This is a genomic window from Solibacillus sp. FSL R7-0682 (genome assembly GCF_038005985.1).
Classification (GTDB): Bacteria; Bacillota; Bacilli; order Bacillales_A; family Planococcaceae; genus Solibacillus.
Genome location: NZ_JBBOUI010000001.1, coordinates 633,532 through 652,705, shown reverse-complemented (window position 1 = coordinate 652,705; position 19,174 = coordinate 633,532). Strand labels below are relative to the sequence as shown.

Genomic DNA, 19,174 nt, shown 5'->3' with positions numbered 1-19,174 from the left:
ATACATTCTATTCTTTGACCAAAATAAAAATGAACCCGGGATAAAACAAAAAATACAATTTTTCTCTGCAGAGAAAAATTGTATTTTTTTGATGCGCGTAAAATTGGTTTTCATTCCGGGTAAGCTTTCCTTAGCGTCGACCTTTCACTTCAACCAATTTAAATAAAGTTTATTTTTATTATTCAAATTTTAAAAAATACAAGAGCTATCTATGAACTGAACCCCGAATAGTAGACACTTTAGAAAAAAGTGACCTATTCGGGGTTTTTTCTATTTTCATTCCTAGAAATCCCCGTTATACTGACCATACGATTTAAGAATGGGAGAACATCATGAGTAAAATAATTTTTAACGAACATCAACGTCGACAAATTGAACAGAATCCAAATGTCGTTTTGATAACCGATCGATCTATTCAATATACAGTAGCTTTCAAATTAAAAGCTGTTCAAGAAAATCTAAAAGGCAAAGGGCCTACCGAAATCTTCAAAGCTGCAGGCTTTGATTTAGAAATCATCGGGATTAAAAAAGTTCAAAGTGCTGTTCATAGGTGGAAGAAAATTTATCAAACATACGGTGAGGATGGTTTTACACAAGAGCGTCGTGGAAAAGGCAGTACAGGTCGCCCACGTGCCGAAAAATTATCAGCTGATAAAAAGTTAGAGAAAGCAGAAGCTCGTATTCGTCTATTGGAAGCAGAGCTAGCGCTCTTAAAAAAGCTCGACGAAATGGAAAGGCAGGCGAAGAAGAATCGTTTTTAACACCCAAAGAAAAATATCAAGCAATCAGTGAAACGATTCGATTATTTCAACTCAAAAATATGACACGGTATCTTTGTGAAGTAGCAAATGTCAGCTCGAGTGGTTACTATAAATGGCGACAAAATATGGAGAAACATTCATTACGTGAAGAAGCTGATTATCAAGATTATCTTTTACTAAAAGTAATCTATGATGAAGCAAAAGGCAAAATTGGTTATCGAGGGTTTTATATGGAACTGGTGGACCAATTAGGGAAACCGATGAACCATAAAAAAATTCTTCGATTGATGCGTAAATTTAATTTGTATGCGAAGGTTCGTCGTGCCAATCCTTATCGACTTATAGAAAAAGCGAATGAAGCACATCGTCAAATTCCAAATTACTTAAATCGGGCATTCAAACAAGACGAGCCAGGAAAAGTCTTCTTAACAGACATTACCTATCTCCAATATAAGGGTGGCCGTACGGCTTATTTATCATGTGTAAAAGATGTCGCAACGAGAGAAATCGTTGCGTATAAACTAGCTACTACTCTTAAATTGTCGATTGTTTATGAAACACTTGAACAATTAAAACATCATTTGGATGGGAATCTTCATCCGGAAGCAATGATTCATTCGGATCAGGGGTTTCATTATACGCATCCAGGATTTCAGACGCTTGTGAAAGACATGGGGTTAAAACAATCCATGTCACGTCGAGGAAACTGTCTAGATAATGCGCCAATGGAATCGTTCTTTGGTCATTTTAAAGATGAAGTCGATTATCATGAAGCTGAAAGTTTCACGGAGCTACATACACAAGTCATTGACTATATCACGCATTACAACCACACAAGAAAGCAATGGACATTAAAAAAGATGACTCCGGCGAGTTACCGAAGTCATCTAATCGCAGCCTAATTAAATGGCTATCTTGTTTTTTATTAAACTGTCTACAAAATAGGGTTCAGTTCACTACTGATGTCCTGCCTCTTTATAAAGTATTTAAATTAAATTTTTGCAGTTTGTTTTAGTGAGCGGCGTAAAATTTTCCCTGTCGTATTTTTTGGTAGCTCGTCTAAAATTTCGATTACAGTTGGAACCTTATATTTTGCTATATGTTTTGCACAATATTCTTTAATTTCTTCTATAGACACTGCCGGATCTTTTAGTACAACATAAGCATGAACTGCTTCGCCAAAGTTTGGATCTGGGAATCCGACTACTGCAGCTTCTACAATACCGTTATGAGAGAATAAAACTTCTTCTACTTCACGAGGGTAGACATTATAACCGCCAACAATAATTAAATCCTTTTTACGATCGACAATATAGAAGTAATCTTCCTCATCTTTTCTTGCTAAATCACCAGTGTACAACCAACCATTTCGAATTGCAACGGCTGTTTCCTCAGGCATTTTATAGTAGCCCTTCATGACATTTGGACCGCGAACGATTAATTCCCCAACTTCACCTACTGGCACTTCTTCACCATTTTCGTCCACAATTTTATTTTCAACATTTATGATGGATTGGCCGATTGATCCAGCTTTACGTTCACGATCAATAGGATTGAAGCATGTAACAGGTGAAGCTTCTGATAAACCAAACCCTTCCGAAATACGTACATTAAACTTTTGTTCAAAGTTATGTAATAACGATACTGGCAATGAAGCGCCACCTGAAATCGCTAAACGTAAGTTTGAAAACGCTTCCACATTACCTGCTTCATATTGATATAAGAAGTTAAACATCGTTGGTACACCCGCAAATACAGTCGCTTTATAAGCCGCAGCTAATTCGAAGATTTCTCCTGGGCTAAAGCGTGGTGCTAAAAGTAATGTAGCCCCTTGCGTTAATGGTGCATTTACTACAACAGTTAATGCAAAAACATGGAAAACGGGTAACGTTGCAATGACACGGTCATCCGAACTCATTTTTAAATATTCGCCTACATCTCGAGCATTGGAATATAAATTATTATGTGTTAACATCGCGCCCTTTGGTTGTCCTGTTGTACCAGATGTATACAATATTATTGCTGTATCATCAGGTTGTACTTCCACTGGATCAACTGTGCGCGAAGTTGTCGCTAGTACTTGTGTAAATAATGTTGTTTTTGCTTTTGCTGCATCACTTAACGTCGCATATTTGTCCGCTACATCAGGAGACGTCTCACATACGATGTACTTTATTACTTGTGGGAATCCTTGCACCCCTGCCTCCACAAGTGGTAATAACATATCTAATGCAATGACAACTTTTACATCTCCATTTTTAATAATGTATGAAATTTCGTCTGCTGTATAAATTGGATTGATTGGAATTGCTGTCGCCCCAATGCGCATTGATGCGTACAACGAAATAATGTAATGCGGTGTATTGCCGAGTAAAAATGCGATATGATCGCCCTTTTGTACACCTAAATCTTGTAAGGCTGCTGCAAACGTGGCAATTGTATGCTCAAGTTCTCCATACGTCGTACCTTTACCTAAAAAATAATAAGCTGTTTTTTCTGGTTGTTCGAAAGCTTGTTGTCTTACTTTTTCAACTAAATTCAATACACCCATCCCCTTTATCTCGCTAAAAAGCCCTTTGTTTCTTTTTAGCCCGATTCAATGAAGCTTCCATCGCCATGCCCTTTCATGTCGAATAAAAACTGCCATTATTTCAAATGAACAAATATTCACTTTATTAAGAGTATAAAATAAGTATATTGATAAAACAATAATGAATTTCCGTTTTATGCATTATTTTTGTTGAATAAGACATTTTTACTGCATTTACGACATTTTTCTGTTAAGCACGAATATGCGCTATGTAGCGCCAACGTATTAAGAAAAAGTACACAATTTGGATAATTGCAAACATCGAAAACGAAATAACGACCTCTTTTACAATTGATAGATTCATCACATCATGAAGTATAGTTTGCACAACATAGAACGCAAATGCACTATGCACAAGGGCTAAGCCCCACGGCAAGAAAAATTGAATGATTAAATTTCGCGTTACAATTCGTTTCATTTCCTTATCAGTTAATCCAATTCGTTTTAGCATATCAAATTGTTTTTTCTCTCGATCCAGTGATGCATATAATTTGAAATATACAAAACTTCCTGAAGCAAGCAAGAAAACTGCTACAACTAAAATTCCTACAAGTGTCAGTAAAGAATAAGTTGCTAATATATAAGAATAACTTAATCCTGCATTTTCAAAATAAAATGGCAATGAATACGTCTCATTTAAAACGTAATCTCTTGCGACCATTTGATAGATGCCTAAACCTATTTCTTCGGTTTCAGTCCAATTTGGAATATCAAATGTAAATAAGTGATAACCCGGCTCTACAGCAGGAGCTCGTTCAAATTCATTCTCTAATTTCAAGAAATCCTCATCGCTTATAATAATGGCATTACTGCTTATCATTGCTGAAGGGAAGAACATTTTCGGATAGACACTATTAATTGTCAATTTTAAATTATTTTCCTTCAGAACTGTTTCAACCGTTGTTTTCTCCAATTTTTTTATCGAATCCTCAGAATAAGGGATAAACATAGCTTCACCACTATGTAAATTTACAAGTGGATATTTAAAAGAAAACAACAAATGATTAATATCCGTTTCTCTAAATACCTCTACTGGATTGGATGTAAACGTAGAGGTTTGGCGGATAACTGAAAAGCGTGTCATATGATAGCTTATGTCACTTTCCTCAAGCTCTTCAATAAGAGATAAGATGTGACCAAGTTCATATGGATTGTCCACTACACCTTTATAAATAATGCCAATCGGATTTAGTTTATCGTACTGTGATGTATAAGATGACATCGCTGACAATATACCAACGGTTAGAAAAGCTAATGTAGAAACAAGCGTAACAATAAAGAACATTTTAGAATTGGTACGTAATATTTGCACCTGCTCAGCCATAGCAAGCATGCGAGAACGTTTCCAGTAAAAATGCTTTCTACCTTTCATCCGATCAATTAAATAAATCGTCGTATCCGTGAAAAAATAATAGGTTCCGAAAGTAACAAAAAACGGAATTAATAAAGTGTAACTAAAAATAGAAGACTTTGTCGTTACAATCGCTAGTAAATAGCCAATTAAAATTAATACGACTCCTAAAGCTGCATTACGCTTCGAATACGAATCAACCACTTCAACGTACTTTGGTCCGCGAATTAGCTCACGAATCTTTAATTCTGGTGTAAACGTCATCGTAATAGTCGAAATAACGATAAACGCACTTAAATAAACAAAAAGCGTAAGTACAAAAGGTTCCCATGAAAGATACAATGGGAGCGCGCTTAAGTTTAAAATTTCACGCACAATCATAAAGAAAAACTTTGAAAAGGCAAAACCAAATAAAATCCCTGCGATAGAAGAAAATAGCCCAATGGTCATTGTCTCAATGAAGATTAATTTTCCAAGCTGATTTCGACCCATACCAAGATGCAGTAGAATCGCAAACTCTTTTGTCCGCGCTTCTAAAAACGCGCGCATCGAATAAAAAATAAAAAACCATGAAAATAACACTAAAATTATTTCAGCAAATACCATTCCTGCAATGGATACTTCTCCTAAAAAGCCTCGCTCAATTTCCGGATGAAACATCAGCATCGAATAAATAAAAAACACAAAAACCGAAAAAAAGCTCGCCATGAAGAAGGCAGCATAATTTCGGAAGTTACGGAAAACGTTACGGTAAGCGAATTGAAGAAAAGTCACCGACATGTCCTCCTAATAAACTTAAGACATTTAAAATACGTTGGAAAAACGTTTGACGGCGATCATCCTTATAAATTTCATTAAAAAACTCCCCATCTTTAATAAAGATAACACGGTCACAATAGCTCGCAGCAATCGGATCATGTGTAACCATCATAATTGTCGCACCGTTTTCCTTGTTCATTTTACCGAGAAGTTCAAGCACTTCCCTCGATGAGTTGGAATCAAGATTTCCTGTTGGCTCATCCGCTAATATGAGCATTGGTTCATGAATAAGCGCGCGCGCGATAGCTGTTCGTTGAGCCTGCCCCCCGGAAATTTCATTCGGACGCTTTTGCAAAATGTCTGTTAAATCCAACTGCTCACTTAAATACTGTAAGCGTTCCTCCATCACAGAAATTGGCTGCTCATCAAGGGTTAACGGTAAAATGATATTCTCCTCAACAGACAATGTCGGCAATAAATTAAAATCCTGAAAGACGAATCCTAATTGACGGCGGCGGAAATACGCAAGTTCCTCAATATCCAATGTTTGAGGCTTTGTGCCGTTAAATTGAATTTCGCCAGAAGTCGGGGTATCTATCATCGAAACCATGTTAAGTAGCGTCGTTTTCCCGCTACCTGATGGACCCATAATTGCTACAAACTCGCCTCTTTCCACTTCAAAGCTAAGTTGATTTAATGCGCGTTTCGTAACTTTTCCCTCATAAACCTTTGTTACTTCATGTATTTGTAAAATAGACATAATACTCCCTCAATCATTCGATTTGTCATAGCTCTAGCACCCATGGCAACACAACTTCAAAGCTTATTTCAATCACAGGTCCTTCCATAACGATTGGTATCATAGTGAACTCTTCCGTTAAAGAAAAACAATGTTGATCTAATATAACATCCCATGCATCAATCTCCCCTTCAATAATCTGACCAAGAACATGGTACTTCCCTGTATACATTATGGCCGAATTATTATTGACTTGGTGGCTTTCTAACTGGCTTGGCTTTGTTAAATCAATACCCAGTTGGTCAGCAAATTTTAGTACGTTCTCATCTAGCTTATTTTCACAAGCTACAACAAAATTTCGGCATTCATTACTTATACATCGATAACTATTAAATTCATAAGCCATTTTTGTATTTTCGATATCTACCGCTAACACCCATTCTTTGATTTGTACCATAGTGCTCCTCCTATGATTGGAAAATGACTTCGATTGTTGTCCCTTGTCCTACTTCAGATGAAATATGCATCTGGTGACCTAGCCTGCTGCATATTTCTGTTGCAATATATAAACCCATTCCAGTAGATTCCCCTGTTTTCCGTCCATTTTCCCCCGTGTAAAATGCCTTCGTCACACGAGATAAGTCTGACTTTGGAATTCCTATCCCTTCATCACGAAATGTTAAGTGAACGTGGTGATCTGTTTGTTTAGTGGAAATATATATTTTTTTATTCGGTTCAAACGTATATTTCACAGCATTTGTTATAAATTGTTCTATTAAAAAACGTAGCCATTTCGAATCGCTCATCACCATTAAGTCGTCTTCAATTTGAACATCAGGAAACACACGGTTCGCAATGAAAAGGCGTTTATTGTCATTTATAGTTGTTGTTACAATGGACTTTAGCGGAACTTTTACAATTTGCATATCGTCTTCGAAGTTTTCTAATCGTGCATGCATCAGCACCATCTCAAGCCCTCGTTTTAAGCGCTCGACTTCTTCCTGAACACTTTTTTTATCTAGTTCTTCCTCCTGTTGCAATAAAAGCTCTAATACAGAAACAGGTGTTTTCATTTGATGTACCCATTGATTCATGAATTTATACTGTCTCGATTGGGTTGCATATAAACTTTGCACCTCGTGCTGATACAACTTGTACAATTGATTTAGATAGCGTTCTGTTAAGGCATATTCAGAAGTTTTAGCATTCTTTTGTAAAGCATCTTCCATCGTAATTGGAAGCTCTACAATTTTTGCTAAATAGCGCCGTCTTAACATATAACGAATGACTAAAAAGGATGTGATTAATAAAACCCCGATTGTTATTGCGTAGATGGCAGTATCCATATTTCGAAAGCCTTCTAGCCAAAAAAGTGCAATTAAAAATAGCGTTAAAACTACTTGAAAAATCAAATAAGATAAGTGCTCTCTAATAAATAATTTGATGGCCATTACATTTCCTCCGGGCTTAAAAGGAAGCGATAACCTGCTCCTCGCACCGTTTCAATGACAGATAAAATTCCGTAATCGGCCAACTTTTTCCGAACACGTGTCATGTTTACGTTTAATGTGTTTTCATCTACAAAAGCTTGGTCATCCCACAATTCTTCCAGCAGTTGATCCCTTGAAACAACTTTTGGTGCCTGCCCCATTAAAAGCCCTAAAATAATACATTCTTTTTTTTGTAGTGGTACAATTAAATCTTTTAATTGCAGCTCCATTCGTTCTAAATACAATGTCAACTGCCCTTGAGCAATTGTTCGTTCTTCTTGTCTTACTGAATATTCCCCGTATGTTCGTCGTAAGTGGCTACGAATTTTTGCGAGTACAATTTCATAGTTGAAAGGCTTTGTTATAAAATCATCTCCACCATTTTCAAGTGCAAAAATCTGATCCATTTCACCTGATCGTGCCGAAATAAATAAAATTGGACACTTCGTATGTTGCCTTAATTTTCGACACCAATAGTATCCATCGTAAGACGGTAAATTAATATCCAATAAAATAATATGTGGTGAAAATGTTAAACACTGTTCCACTAATAAATCAAAGTCTAGAATTGTCTCTACCTCGTACTGGTACTTACGCAATGTATCAGCAAGAAGAGAGGCAATTTTCGGATCGTCTTCCACGATAAAAATACGATGCTTTTCCATTTAAATGGCCTCCTTTTTTATTTATATGTAAATGGTTAATAATCAAATTAATCTCCACTCTTTATTGTAGCAAAAAAGAGAAGTACTCGAAAATAGGAGCCTTCTCTTTTACGTGAGGTTTAATAAATAACTTGTAAAAAATCTTCTGATGTAATGCCACCAAAGTATTTTGAAATATCAACATCCTGCAGCTTTTCACTGATTGCTAAGCGGTCATATTTTGTACCGATTAGTAGCTGCTCGATTTCCTCTACATCGCCAACACCAAAGAAATCGCCAAAAATTGTCGCTTCTTCGATAATTCCTTTATTCACTTCTAAGCGAATATCGATACCACCTGAAGGGAAACGATGTGTTTTTTGAATGTTGAAGCGTGGAGATTTCCCGTAATTCCATTCCCATTGTTGATAGCGATTTTTTGAAATTTCATGGATGTTTGTCCAATCTTCTTCTGTTAGCTCATAATATTGAATATTTTCTTCGCCACCAAAAATTGATTTTAAAATTTCCAAACGGAACTGTTCTACTGTAATTTTTTCAGGAAGGAAGTCCACAATATTCGCGACACGTGAACGTACCGATTTAATTCCCTTTGATTCAATCTTATCTTGTTTTACTTTTAATGAATTAACGACCGCATCGATGTCTAAGTCAAACATTAGTGTTCCATGACTAAACATTCGGCCACGAGTTGAATATTGTGCATTGCCAGATACTTTCTTTCCTTCTGCTAAAATGTCATTTCGTCCTGAAAGTTCAGAGTTTACCCCAAGCTTTGCAAGAGCATCTACTACAGGCTGTGTAAACTTCTTATAATTATTGAAACTGTTCCCATCATCTTTCGTTAAGAAGCTGAAATTTAAGTTATTTAAATCATGGTAAACTGCTCCACCACCTGAAAGTCGACGTACGACGATTACTCCATTTTCTTCCACGTAGTCTGTATTAATTTCTTCAATTGTATTTTGGTTTTTACCGATGATAATCGATGGTTGATTAATATAGAACAGTAAGTAATCATCCTTTTCGATATCCATATTTTTCAATACATACTCTTCGATTGCCAAGTTAATGCGTGGATCTGTAATGCCCTTGTTATCGATAAAATACAAGATTATTCACTCCTTCAGAAATTGTCCTTGCTGCATCAACTGGAAGTAATTTCAAACTACCCGTAAATGCCCGATTGGTGACCTCTAACAATCCGTGAAAGAGCTCACGGATTGAAGTTTCACCTTATTTTAACTTAAATTTGATGTTTTGTGTTGACGAATTAAATCTGTTATAATACAATACGTAATATAGACAGAAGTAATATAACAGATTAGTTAAAGGAGGCAGACACAATGTTAGAAAACGTAGTTGAATTTTTCAAAAACTTACCAGATAAAATTTGCGTACAATGTGGCGACAAAATTGAAGAACAAAGTGAGTGCTACAGCAACAATTGTGATAAATGCAACTCTCTTTAAATCTGATATTCTGTTCAACTAGCTGTACAAAACCTTCATCTTAGATAAAGATGAACCTATTACGCTTACACCAAAACCATGAGCACGCTCAATGCTCATGGTTTTTTTTATTCCTTATTAACGGTGAAATTGATTCGCACTTATTGAAGTACGAATTTATAGAAAAAGCACATGAAATGGTTTTCGCAAACGCATTTCATGTGCTTTTTTTGTTATTATGCCTCTACATGATGCTTTGAATAACGCTTTTTGTGAATTAAAGCGAAGTAGCCAAATGTAATTGCTAAGCAGCCTACCATGTAAGCTCCTAAAACTGACCAATTAAATAGTAAGAAGCTTGTATTACCAGTAGAAATCGCTGCTTTAAATCCTTGTACAGTGAATGTCATTGGTAAAAACTTGTTGAAAATTTGAAGCTGTTCCGGTACTAATTCAATTGGGAATGTCCCCGCACTTGTTGTTAGCTGCAAAATTAAAATAATAATCGCAATAAATCGTCCTGGATCACCAAACAGAGACACAAGCATTTGAATCATTGCCAAGTATACAAAGCTTGTTAAAATCGTTGTGGCAATAAATTGCGGCATATTATTTACTTCAAGGCCAAGTCCCCAAATCATAATTGCAATTGTCACAAATGATTGAATTAAGCCAACACCCATTAATACAGAAACTTTACTAATAAACCAACTTGCTCCGTTTTTCGGTAGAATAGCTGGCTCAACGAATGGGAATACGATTGAAATTAATAATGCTCCTACAAATAAACCTAAAGAAATAAAGTAAGGCGCAAATCCTGTACCATAGTTTGGCACTTCATTAATCGATTCCTTTTCTACTTCTACTGGTGAACCAACCATATTGTACGTATCTTCAGTTGGATTAACATCAACTTGCTTTGTTGCCTCTACTAATTTTTCAGATAAAGTTGTTGTACCATCTGCTAACTCTTTTGTACCATCAACTAATGTGGCTGAACCTTGAGCAAGCTCTCCTGACTTATCTGCAAGTAGAGATGTACCATCATTTAATTTACTTGAACCATCAACTAAAGTATTTAATCCTGATGCTAATTCAGTTGCACCTGCTGAAGCTGCTGAAGCACCTGTTGTTAATTCTGCTAATTTTTCAGCTAATGTTGTATTCCCTGTAGATAATGCATTTGCACCTTCTAAAAGTTGTGCAGAATTTTGTTGGAGCTGTGCAACACCTGTACCTACTTGTTGTTGACCAGTATTCAGTTTTCTTGCCCCATCGCTTAATGCAGCAATTTTATCATCTAAACCATTCGTACCTTCATAAAGCTGTGTTAGCCCTCCACTTACTTGCTGGGCACCTGATTTTAGTTGCTCTATAGCCGTTTTTAAAGCAGCTTGATTCTCTTCAGGTAACAATGGTAAGATTGCTTGCAATTGTTCAGCCAATTGATTCATACCGCCTGTTACATTTGCTGAACCATCCGCTAATGCTTTAATTTTATCATCGATATTAGCAGTTCCTTGTGATAATAACGATAAATTTTCTGCTAAGCTTGCTTGACCAGCCGTTAACTCTTTTTGTCCATCAGCTACTTGTGAAACACCTGCTGTATAATTTGTTATGCCTTGTTGCAATGCGCTAGCACCATCTGATGCCGTTTTTGCACCTTCAGCTAGCTGGCTACTTCCATCGGCTATCGTTGCAACCCCGTTCGCTAATTCATTTGCGCCAGTTGCTGCTTTTTTTGCACCTTCTGTTAATGTATTGGTACCATCTGATAATTCGATTGAACTCGAAGCGAGTTGTTCAAGATAACCTTTTAAATCATCTGCACCGTCTTTTATTTTTTGCGCACCGTCATCTAATTGCCCTGCACCATCTGCCGCTTCATTAAAGCCATCACCTAACTTAGCAATTGAGTCGAATAATTTTTCTGCATAAGTTGCAGAAACTTGCGTATTGACTTCTGCTTTAATTCGGTCCATCGCCGTTTCACCAATTTGTGCTCCTAAAAAATTGAAGCCTTCATTTGGGATGTAATCAATGACTAGTTTTTGTGGTTTTTCCTCTAATAAAGAAGTAGCATGCTCTGAAAAGTTTTCTGGAATTTTAATTAAAATATAATATTTTTGCTCCTGCAAAAGCTCATCGGCTTCACTTGCGTTAACTTCCTCAAACTTAAATTGCTGACTATCAATCAACTTATCTACTAGCGTATCACCAAGCTCCATCGTTTCCCCATCCATCGTTGCACCTTTGTCTTCATTAACAATGGCAACTGGCATGCTTTTTAGGTTGGCATATGGATCCCAAAACGCCCATAAAAACATCCCACTATACATAACAGGGACGAATAGCACAGCAATAACTGAAATAAGCATTTTTTTTGTTTTCAATATTTTGAGCCATTCTGCTTTTATCAAAAAAATACCTCCTTAAAATACTAATTGACCAAAATCGTCATTCGGTCATTTTATTGTAAAAAGAAACTCACTCCATAGGAAGTGAAGATTACTTTTTTTTTGCTAAACCACGAAAAATCGTTTCACTAAATAATGATAAAATTTCTTGTTGATTTAGTGGTTCTTTATGTGTTAACTGCCAATCTACGATAAATGCAATATATGATTTAAATAATAAGTATGACACATGCTCTGGATTACATTCATTAATTTCGCCTTTTTCCATCCCTTTGCGAATTCGCATTGAGACATAAGACACGATTTCACCTTCGATTTTTAAAAGCATCTGAATTACTTCAGGTGTTCGCAATGCCTTTTCTTCTTCAATTAATTTCACAAATAATAAATGTCGTTCTCTAAACTCGAGCATTTTCATTAGTGCAGTGTGGGCATTTTCCATAAAGCTAACATTTTCGTTAATTGTTTTATCTGTTTCACGTTTCATTTCATCAATCAAATGTAGAACAACTTCTTGAAAAAGCTCCTCCTTATTAGAAAAAAACGTATAAATAGTTCCTTTACCGACATTAGCAATTTTCGCGACTTGTTCAATTGTTGTTGCTTTATAACCAAACAGTGTAAAAGATTTTGTTGCAGCGATTAATATTTCTTGTCGGCGATCCATATATCCACCCCCCCAATTGATATTACTTAATTATGCGAAGGACTTGCGTTTTTGCCTAGATAATTAAAAATGACCAGAAAACCTATTTGGTCATCTGGTCATCATTATACTCGCTTCACACTATTTTGCAACTATTAAATATTTAATGATTGTGATCTTCTTCTTTTTCTTCTTCATTATGACCTTCACTATCGCTTGTGTCGTGGTCCATAGTTTTTGAACTTGTATCTTCAAGCACTTTACTCATATCGGGATTACCAACAATAAGCTTTTGTTTTGGCATTACATGTAAACCGCGCGCAGTTGTATGTGCAAACATATAATATACACCATCGTGATCAAATGTATAATCGACCACATAAACACCGTCCTCCGTTAACTTTCCGTCAAGCATTTGTCCGTCATCACGGAGACCCGATTCCCACACCTCAAATTTCACTTCATCCGCATCATTAACCGCCTCATTATTTTGCGTAACTTTTGCAGTTAGTTCAACATCTTCATTCACATTTAGTTTCTCCGGTGTTTGAATTTCTACAACTACTTCTGCCGGCATTACACCATTATCTAATGTATCCACTTCTACTTCTTCATTGCTACAACCAAATAATAAAAAAGGTACTAATACTGCACTGTAAAGCCACTTTTTCATGTTTATTCCTCCATTAATGGGAGCGTAATGTTCACGCTCGTTCCGATATTTAATTCACTTTGTATTGTTAAGCTGCCGTTATGCTGCTTAATAATTTGATCAACAATTGATAATCCTAGCCCGCTACCACCATCCGAACGACTGCGTGCTTTATTCACACGATAAAAACGTTCTGTTACGTAAGGTAAATCCTCATTCGGTATACCTATTCCTTCATCTCTGATGGTAATTGAAGCACTTTTGCTAATTTCATTCGATTCAATATAAATGGAACCACCATCATTTGAATAACGAATAGCATTTTCAATAGTATTAATAAACACTTGTTTCATTTTTTCTTCAAAGCCCATAATAATTAATTCTTCTTCTAGCGTTTGAACAAACTGTATATTTTTTACTCGTGCTTGTTGCTCCAACAAAGTTAATACATCTCGAATCGTCTCAGCTAAAATAAGTGGTTCCATTTCGGAAGGATTAAAAGCTTGTTCTTTACGCGCTAGCTGCATTAGTTCGTTTGTCAATCGTTCCATTCGGGCTGACTCTCGAACGATTAATTGAATCGCTTCCCCTTGCTTTTCTTTTTCAATTACGCCTTGCTGAATTGCTTCACTATATCCCTTTACATAGCTTATTGGTGTACGTAATTCATGAGAAACAGTCGCTAAAAATGACTTTTGTGCCTCATCTTCTTTTTGAATTGAGTTTGCCATTTGATTAAAAGCTGCAGATAAGTTCCCAATTTCATCTTTTGAGGTAACCTCTACCCTTGTCCCATAATCTCCACTCGCCATTTGATGAACTGCCTGCTGTAAATTCGAAAGAGGCCGTAATATTTTTCGCATGCCGCAATAAACGAAAAATGCAGCAACCATTAAAAACATAGCCGCTCCTGTAATGAGCAAAATTACTTCTTCTTTTGCGAGCTCTGAAATTTTCGCTAATGGATAGTAAAGATAAATAATGCCTTCCAAGCGATTTTGATCTGTAAATGGTAAAATAACTGAAATAATTTGTCGTTCGAATCGTGGTTCATAGCCAATTTTTATTACCTCTCGGCCAGCAATAAGCTGCCTACGTTCGTCAGGACCAATTAATGTATCATAATCAATATCAAATGGTACACATGCACTTAATTCCCGTGGGTTACGTACGGCAAAAATTTCAAAGTTTGAATAAGCTGCATAATCCTCAATTTGAGCAATTAATTCATCTGAAACCTTTCCACCTTTATAGATTGATTGCAGTTTATCACCAACTTCTACCATCGTTGATTTAGTATCTTCAACATACAACTGTTCATATAAAAAATTCGTGAATATGTACATAAATAAAACTGTAGCACTTAAAAATAACACGATAAGCAACCAAATTTTTGATGACAGCTTTTTCATGATATTTTTTCAAAGCGATAGCCAATTCCCCATACAGTTTGAATGTATTCGCTCGCTTCCTTTGACTTTTTACTTAATTTTATACGAAGTGTTTTTATATGTGTATCAACTGTACGTGTACCACCTGCATAATTCAAATCCCATATTCGCTCTAACAACTGTTCACGAGAATAAACGTTATTTGGATTTTGCATAAATAAATGCAGTAGCTCGAACTCCTTTAATGTGAGTGCCACTACTTCCCCTCCAATATATACTTTACGGGACACTTCATCCATTTTAATAACGCCACATTGTAAGTAGTTAACTGCTGCTTGTACAGTTGTCATACCTGTTCTTCGTAACACCGCTTGAATACGAGCAATTAATTCATCTGCTGCAAAGGGCTTTACAATATAATCATCTCCACCAATCGTCAAGCCCCTTACCTTATCTTCATTGGCATCAAGTGCTGTAAGGAAAATGACCGGTACCTTTGTAATTGCTTGAACCGTTTCACAAACAATAAAACCATTTTCTCCTGGCATCATTATATCTAGTAGTACTAGATCTATTTGTTGCTGTGTTAAGACATGATATGCGTCAGTTCCATTACAGGCTGTCACTGTTTCAAAGCCTGCTTTCGAAAGGAACATTTCGATTAATTGACGCATATTCTCTTCATCATCCACTATTAAGATTTTTGCCAATTACTAGCCCTCCCTTACAAGCAACTGAAATGGACCATTGCCGGTTTCAACATGATGTAAAATTTGATTGTTTTGAATAAAGTAAAGTGTATGATCATCGTAACCTGCTATGACAAGTTGGTCCTTAAAATGTGCTACTGCAAATGGATTCGCAGCAATTTCTTGCTTGCTCATAATGTCCCCATTTAATTTAGCAACATACAGCATATTCGTTCCATGACTTACAACCGCTACTTCACCGTCCTTTTGTGAAAAAGCTACTGGCATTAAAGGCATCGGAATTTCATTTATCTTTTCCCCTGTTGTAAGGTCATATACGTTCACTGCATCGTTCGGCTTACTTCCTTCTCCATGACCACCAATCCACAACTCATTTGTCTCTTTTGATACAAATAAACCATTGGAGGATTTAGGAATCTGCCATTCATCGATACGTTGTAATGTAGTCGTTGAAATAATCGAAAGGATTGTATCTTTATAATTAATGACGTATAGTTTCCCATCATAAGCAATCATCGCCATCGGATAATTACCTAATGGCACACTTTTGTTTAGCTCTCCATTCTTTGTATAGGATGAGAGCTCATTCGTTTTACTATTAGTCATAAATATAGTATCCGTTTGGTCATCGAAGTAAGCATTTGTCACACCTAAACCGGTTTGAATTGATTTCATATGTTTCCCAGAAGATAACTCATATAAATCCGCTTCTGTTAATTGATTCCCAAATAATAGAACTGCATCATGACCAACAAGTGTAGCTCCTGTGTAAGCTTTATTTAATGACCACGTAGCTATTTCTTTTGCTGATTGGTCATAATAGACAATAGATGGCTCTAATATATTTACAGATGCAATAAACGACCGATGAGGATCGATTCCCTCAAAGTGATCATGTGAGCAGCTGGTTAGAAAAACGATTAGTAGCAACAAAAAAACGATTCGAATTGTTTTCATAAAGATGCACCTCTCCTTATTAGGGTACTAAAAAAATGTGAAATTTGCATGAAAGCTATTCGATGAATTTGTGAACTTCTTCGTAATTACATCGTCTTTTATTTATAACCAAAAACGCTGCATTAAAAGTATAAACTTTTAATACAGCGTTATTGTCCAATTCTATAAGGAATAGTTCAACTTAAATGACTATCTTATGATTGAGTAATTGGTTAAAAACCTCATCAGCAACTTCTTTTCCTTGTTTCACACAATCTGGGATACTAATACCTTCATAAGAGCTACCGGCTAACATCACATGCGGATATTCTTGAACGAATTGTTTTTTCATCGTTGCCAATCGTACTTCATGACCAATTGTATATTGAGGCATTGCTTCCTTCCACCGTGCTACAACTGTGAAGATCGGCTTAGCTTTTAGCCCAATTGCCTTCTCTAAATCTTGTAAGACAATTTTTTCAATTTCACTGTCAGATAGTTCAACAATTGATTCATCCCCTACACGACCGATATAAACACGTAGCATATCATGGTCTTCTGGAGTTGCATTATTAAATTTATGAGAGCTCCACGTGCAAGTTGTAATCGCTAAATCACTATTGCGTGAAACGAAGAAGTTAAGTGCATCCGTATAGTTTTTCATCTGACCTTTCTTAAATGACATCGTTACGGTCGCGATTGTTGCATAGCTCATATACGGCATTTGTTGCATAACTTCTGAATCACGGAATATTTTTTTTGTCATATTGAACGGGGTTGTCACAATAACCTTATCAGCTTCAATCGTACTTCCATCATTCAAATATATTTGTAATGAATTGTCTTGCAGATTTTCAATAGAATCTACCTTTAACCCCTTTAAAATGATTTGTTCACTTAATGCATTTTCTAATGCCTCTATTAAAGCTTCCAACCCATTTACAAAGGATTCGTAATGGATTTCACCTGGTGTATCTGATAAGGCATAAATTCCCTTCCCCGTCTTTTTCATACCAATTAAAAGACTACGATATTCTTTCTCTAACTGGTAAAACTGCGGGAACATGGAATTTATACTGAGATGGTCGACATCACCTGCAAACGTACCTGCTAACACAGGCTCCACAAGATTTTCTACAACCTCTTTCCCGAACCGACGACGGAAAAACGCACTAATCGGTTCATCTGCTTCATGCGGAAGCTTCGGTAAAAATAAATCTCCTGCCGCGCGAACTTTACCACTTAAAGAAAGGACATTCGATTTCATAAACGAAAGGATTTTAGGTGACCCTCCGAGCAAAATATTGCTCGGAATAGGATGAAGTTCGTTACCGATTGCAATGAATGTTCGACCATTATTATTTTGAATTATTTCATGTTCGATGTTTAAATCACGCGCTAAATTACGAACATTGCTACCTGTATCAAAAAACGATTCTGGGCCACGTTCGATGATAAACCCATTTTTTCGTACAGTATGGATTTTTCCTCCTAAACGTAGGGACGCTTCAATAATGATGATCTCAATTAACTCGTCAAGCGCCTTCGCTTTTTGCTGTAAATAGAATGCTGTCGTTAAGCCTGTGATTCCACCGCCAACGATAACAACCTTTCTCTTTTTTAACGTCACCTTCATCATCACTCTCTATGTTAATTCGTTAATTTTTTATTAATCGCATCAACCATTGCATCAATAAATAATGGATGCGTATTTGGCATTGTTGGACGATAATAGCTTGCGCCAATTTCATCACAAACGACTTTACACTCAATGTCGTTATCGTATAAAACTTCTAAATGCTCTGTAACGAATCCAACTGGTGTATAAATGAATGCTTTATAGCCCTTTTGTTCAAATAATTCTTTTGTTAAATCTTGTACATCTGGTCCTAACCATGGCTCTGGTGTTTGACCTGCAGATTGCCAGCCAACTTCTACATTTTCAATGTTAGAAGCTTGTTCAATTAGACGCGCTGTTTCAATTAATTGCTCTTCATATGGATCACCAGCTAATTTAATTTTTTCTGGTAATGAGTGATTAGAAACGATTAAGCAACAATTATTCCGTTCTTCATCAGACATTTTTGCTAGCTCACCATTAACAGCCTCTTTCCAAAACTCAATAAACTTCGGCTCGTCATACCACGCTTCTACTGACGTAATATTTAATGTACCACCAAGTTTTTCTGCAGCTTCTTTTGCACGGCCATTGTATGATTTAATAGAAAATGTTGAGAAGTGTGGTGCTAGAACGATTGATACCGCTTCTGTAATTCCTTCTTTAACCATTGCTTCTACAGCGTCTTCTACAAATGGCTCGATATGCTTTAAGCCGATAAATAATTTATATTCCACTTCATCTTGAACTTCATTTAAGCGTGCACATAAACTTTGTGCTTGTGCTTCTGTCATTTTCGCTAAAGGTGAAATACCGCCAATTGCACGGTAACGCGCTGTTAAATCATCAATATGTTCTTGTGATGGTTTACGACCGTGACGAATATGTGTGTAATAACGTTCAATATCTTCTTCTTTATATGGCGTACCATATGCCATTACTAATAAACCGCGTACTTCTTTCATGTTTTATCACCTCTAAAAAATTTTTAAACG

The 19,174-nt window shown here is 36.3% G+C and carries 17 protein-coding genes; 2 read left to right on the top strand and 15 right to left on the bottom strand.

The features are described from left to right. Positions 1 to 332 precede the first annotated feature (332 nt). A protein-coding gene (locus MKZ17_RS03370) for an IS3 family transposase (protein WP_340722386.1) occupies positions 333 to 1,663 on the top strand; the annotation gives its coding sequence in 2 pieces (ribosomal slippage) (positions 333 to 708 and positions 708 to 1,663; 1,332 coding nt in all). Positions 1,664 to 1,752: 89 nt separating this feature from the next. Here the strand turns inward: MKZ17_RS03370 and MKZ17_RS03365 are convergent. From MKZ17_RS03365 to MKZ17_RS03335, 7 genes are all read right to left on the bottom strand, one after another. Then, positions 1,753 to 3,303: a fatty acid--CoA ligase family protein gene (locus MKZ17_RS03365; protein WP_340722385.1), complete on the bottom strand. Its 1,551-nt coding sequence runs from the start codon at positions 3,301 to 3,303 to the stop codon at positions 1,753 to 1,755. A 238-nt stretch (positions 3,304 to 3,541) separates the two neighbouring features. Then, positions 3,542 to 5,476 carry an ABC transporter permease gene (locus MKZ17_RS03360; protein WP_340722384.1) on the bottom strand — a complete coding sequence of 645 codons (1,935 nt, stop codon included), beginning with the start codon at positions 5,474 to 5,476 and terminating at the stop codon, positions 3,542 to 3,544. Next, positions 5,448 to 6,221: an ABC transporter ATP-binding protein gene (locus MKZ17_RS03355; RefSeq protein WP_340722383.1), complete on the bottom strand. Its 774-nt coding sequence runs from the start codon at positions 6,219 to 6,221 to the stop codon at positions 5,448 to 5,450. The genes MKZ17_RS03360 and MKZ17_RS03355 overlap by 29 nt, the downstream gene beginning before the upstream one ends. A gap of 25 nt (positions 6,222 to 6,246) precedes the next feature. Continuing rightward, entirely contained in the window at positions 6,247 to 6,657 is a 411-nt protein-coding gene (locus MKZ17_RS03350) for a hypothetical protein (RefSeq protein WP_340722382.1), read from the bottom strand. A 10-nt stretch (positions 6,658 to 6,667) separates the two neighbouring features. After that, entirely contained in the window at positions 6,668 to 7,651 is a 984-nt protein-coding gene (locus tag MKZ17_RS03345; RefSeq protein WP_340722381.1) for a sensor histidine kinase, read from the bottom strand. Further along, positions 7,651 to 8,355 carry a response regulator transcription factor gene (locus MKZ17_RS03340; protein WP_340722380.1) on the bottom strand — a complete coding sequence of 235 codons (705 nt, stop codon included), beginning with the start codon at positions 8,353 to 8,355 and terminating at the stop codon, positions 7,651 to 7,653. The genes MKZ17_RS03345 and MKZ17_RS03340 overlap by 1 nt, the downstream gene beginning before the upstream one ends. 119 nt (positions 8,356 to 8,474) lie before the next feature. Further along, positions 8,475 to 9,467 (bottom strand): lipoate--protein ligase, encoded by a 993-nt coding sequence (locus MKZ17_RS03335; RefSeq protein ID WP_340722379.1) that lies wholly within the window; start codon positions 9,465 to 9,467, stop codon positions 8,475 to 8,477. Positions 9,468 to 9,701: 234 nt separating this feature from the next. Here MKZ17_RS03335 and yhfH point away from each other — a divergent pair, with 234 nt between their 5' ends. Then, complete coding sequence (gene yhfH / locus MKZ17_RS03330) at positions 9,702 to 9,827, top strand: protein YhfH (protein WP_008406441.1); 126 nt, start codon at positions 9,702 to 9,704, stop codon at positions 9,825 to 9,827. Positions 9,828 to 10,042: 215 nt separating this feature from the next. Here yhfH and MKZ17_RS03325 read toward each other — a convergent pair whose 3' ends face one another. From MKZ17_RS03325 to hemH, 8 genes are all read right to left on the bottom strand, one after another. After that, complete coding sequence (locus MKZ17_RS03325; RefSeq protein ID WP_340722378.1) at positions 10,043 to 12,229, bottom strand: YhgE/Pip domain-containing protein; 2,187 nt, start codon at positions 12,227 to 12,229, stop codon at positions 10,043 to 10,045. An 88-nt stretch (positions 12,230 to 12,317) separates the two neighbouring features. Next, positions 12,318 to 12,893, bottom strand: a complete 576-nt coding sequence (locus tag MKZ17_RS03320) for a TetR/AcrR family transcriptional regulator (RefSeq protein ID WP_340722377.1) — start codon at positions 12,891 to 12,893, stop codon at positions 12,318 to 12,320. A gap of 142 nt (positions 12,894 to 13,035) precedes the next feature. Further along, on the bottom strand, positions 13,036 to 13,545 hold the full coding sequence (locus MKZ17_RS03315) for a FixH family protein (RefSeq protein WP_340722376.1): 510 nt from the start codon (positions 13,543 to 13,545) through the stop codon (positions 13,036 to 13,038). 2 nt (positions 13,546 to 13,547) lie between these two features. Further along, positions 13,548 to 14,936: a sensor histidine kinase gene (locus tag MKZ17_RS03310; protein WP_340722375.1), complete on the bottom strand. Its 1,389-nt coding sequence runs from the start codon at positions 14,934 to 14,936 to the stop codon at positions 13,548 to 13,550. Beyond that, complete coding sequence (locus tag MKZ17_RS03305) at positions 14,933 to 15,625, bottom strand: response regulator transcription factor (protein WP_340722374.1); 693 nt, start codon at positions 15,623 to 15,625, stop codon at positions 14,933 to 14,935. Before MKZ17_RS03305 ends, MKZ17_RS03310 begins: the two co-directional genes overlap by 4 nt. Before the next feature lie 3 nt (positions 15,626 to 15,628). Continuing rightward, on the bottom strand, positions 15,629 to 16,582 hold the full coding sequence (locus tag MKZ17_RS03300; RefSeq protein ID WP_340722373.1) for a YncE family protein: 954 nt from the start codon (positions 16,580 to 16,582) through the stop codon (positions 15,629 to 15,631). A 181-nt stretch (positions 16,583 to 16,763) separates the two neighbouring features. Further along, entirely contained in the window at positions 16,764 to 18,197 is a 1,434-nt protein-coding gene (hemG, locus tag MKZ17_RS03295; protein ID WP_340722372.1) for a protoporphyrinogen oxidase, read from the bottom strand. Between the two features lie 14 nt (positions 18,198 to 18,211). Beyond that, positions 18,212 to 19,144, bottom strand: coding sequence for a ferrochelatase (hemH, locus tag MKZ17_RS03290; RefSeq protein ID WP_340722371.1), 933 nt, complete (start codon positions 19,142 to 19,144; stop codon positions 18,212 to 18,214). Positions 19,145 to 19,174: the final 30 nt, after the last annotated feature.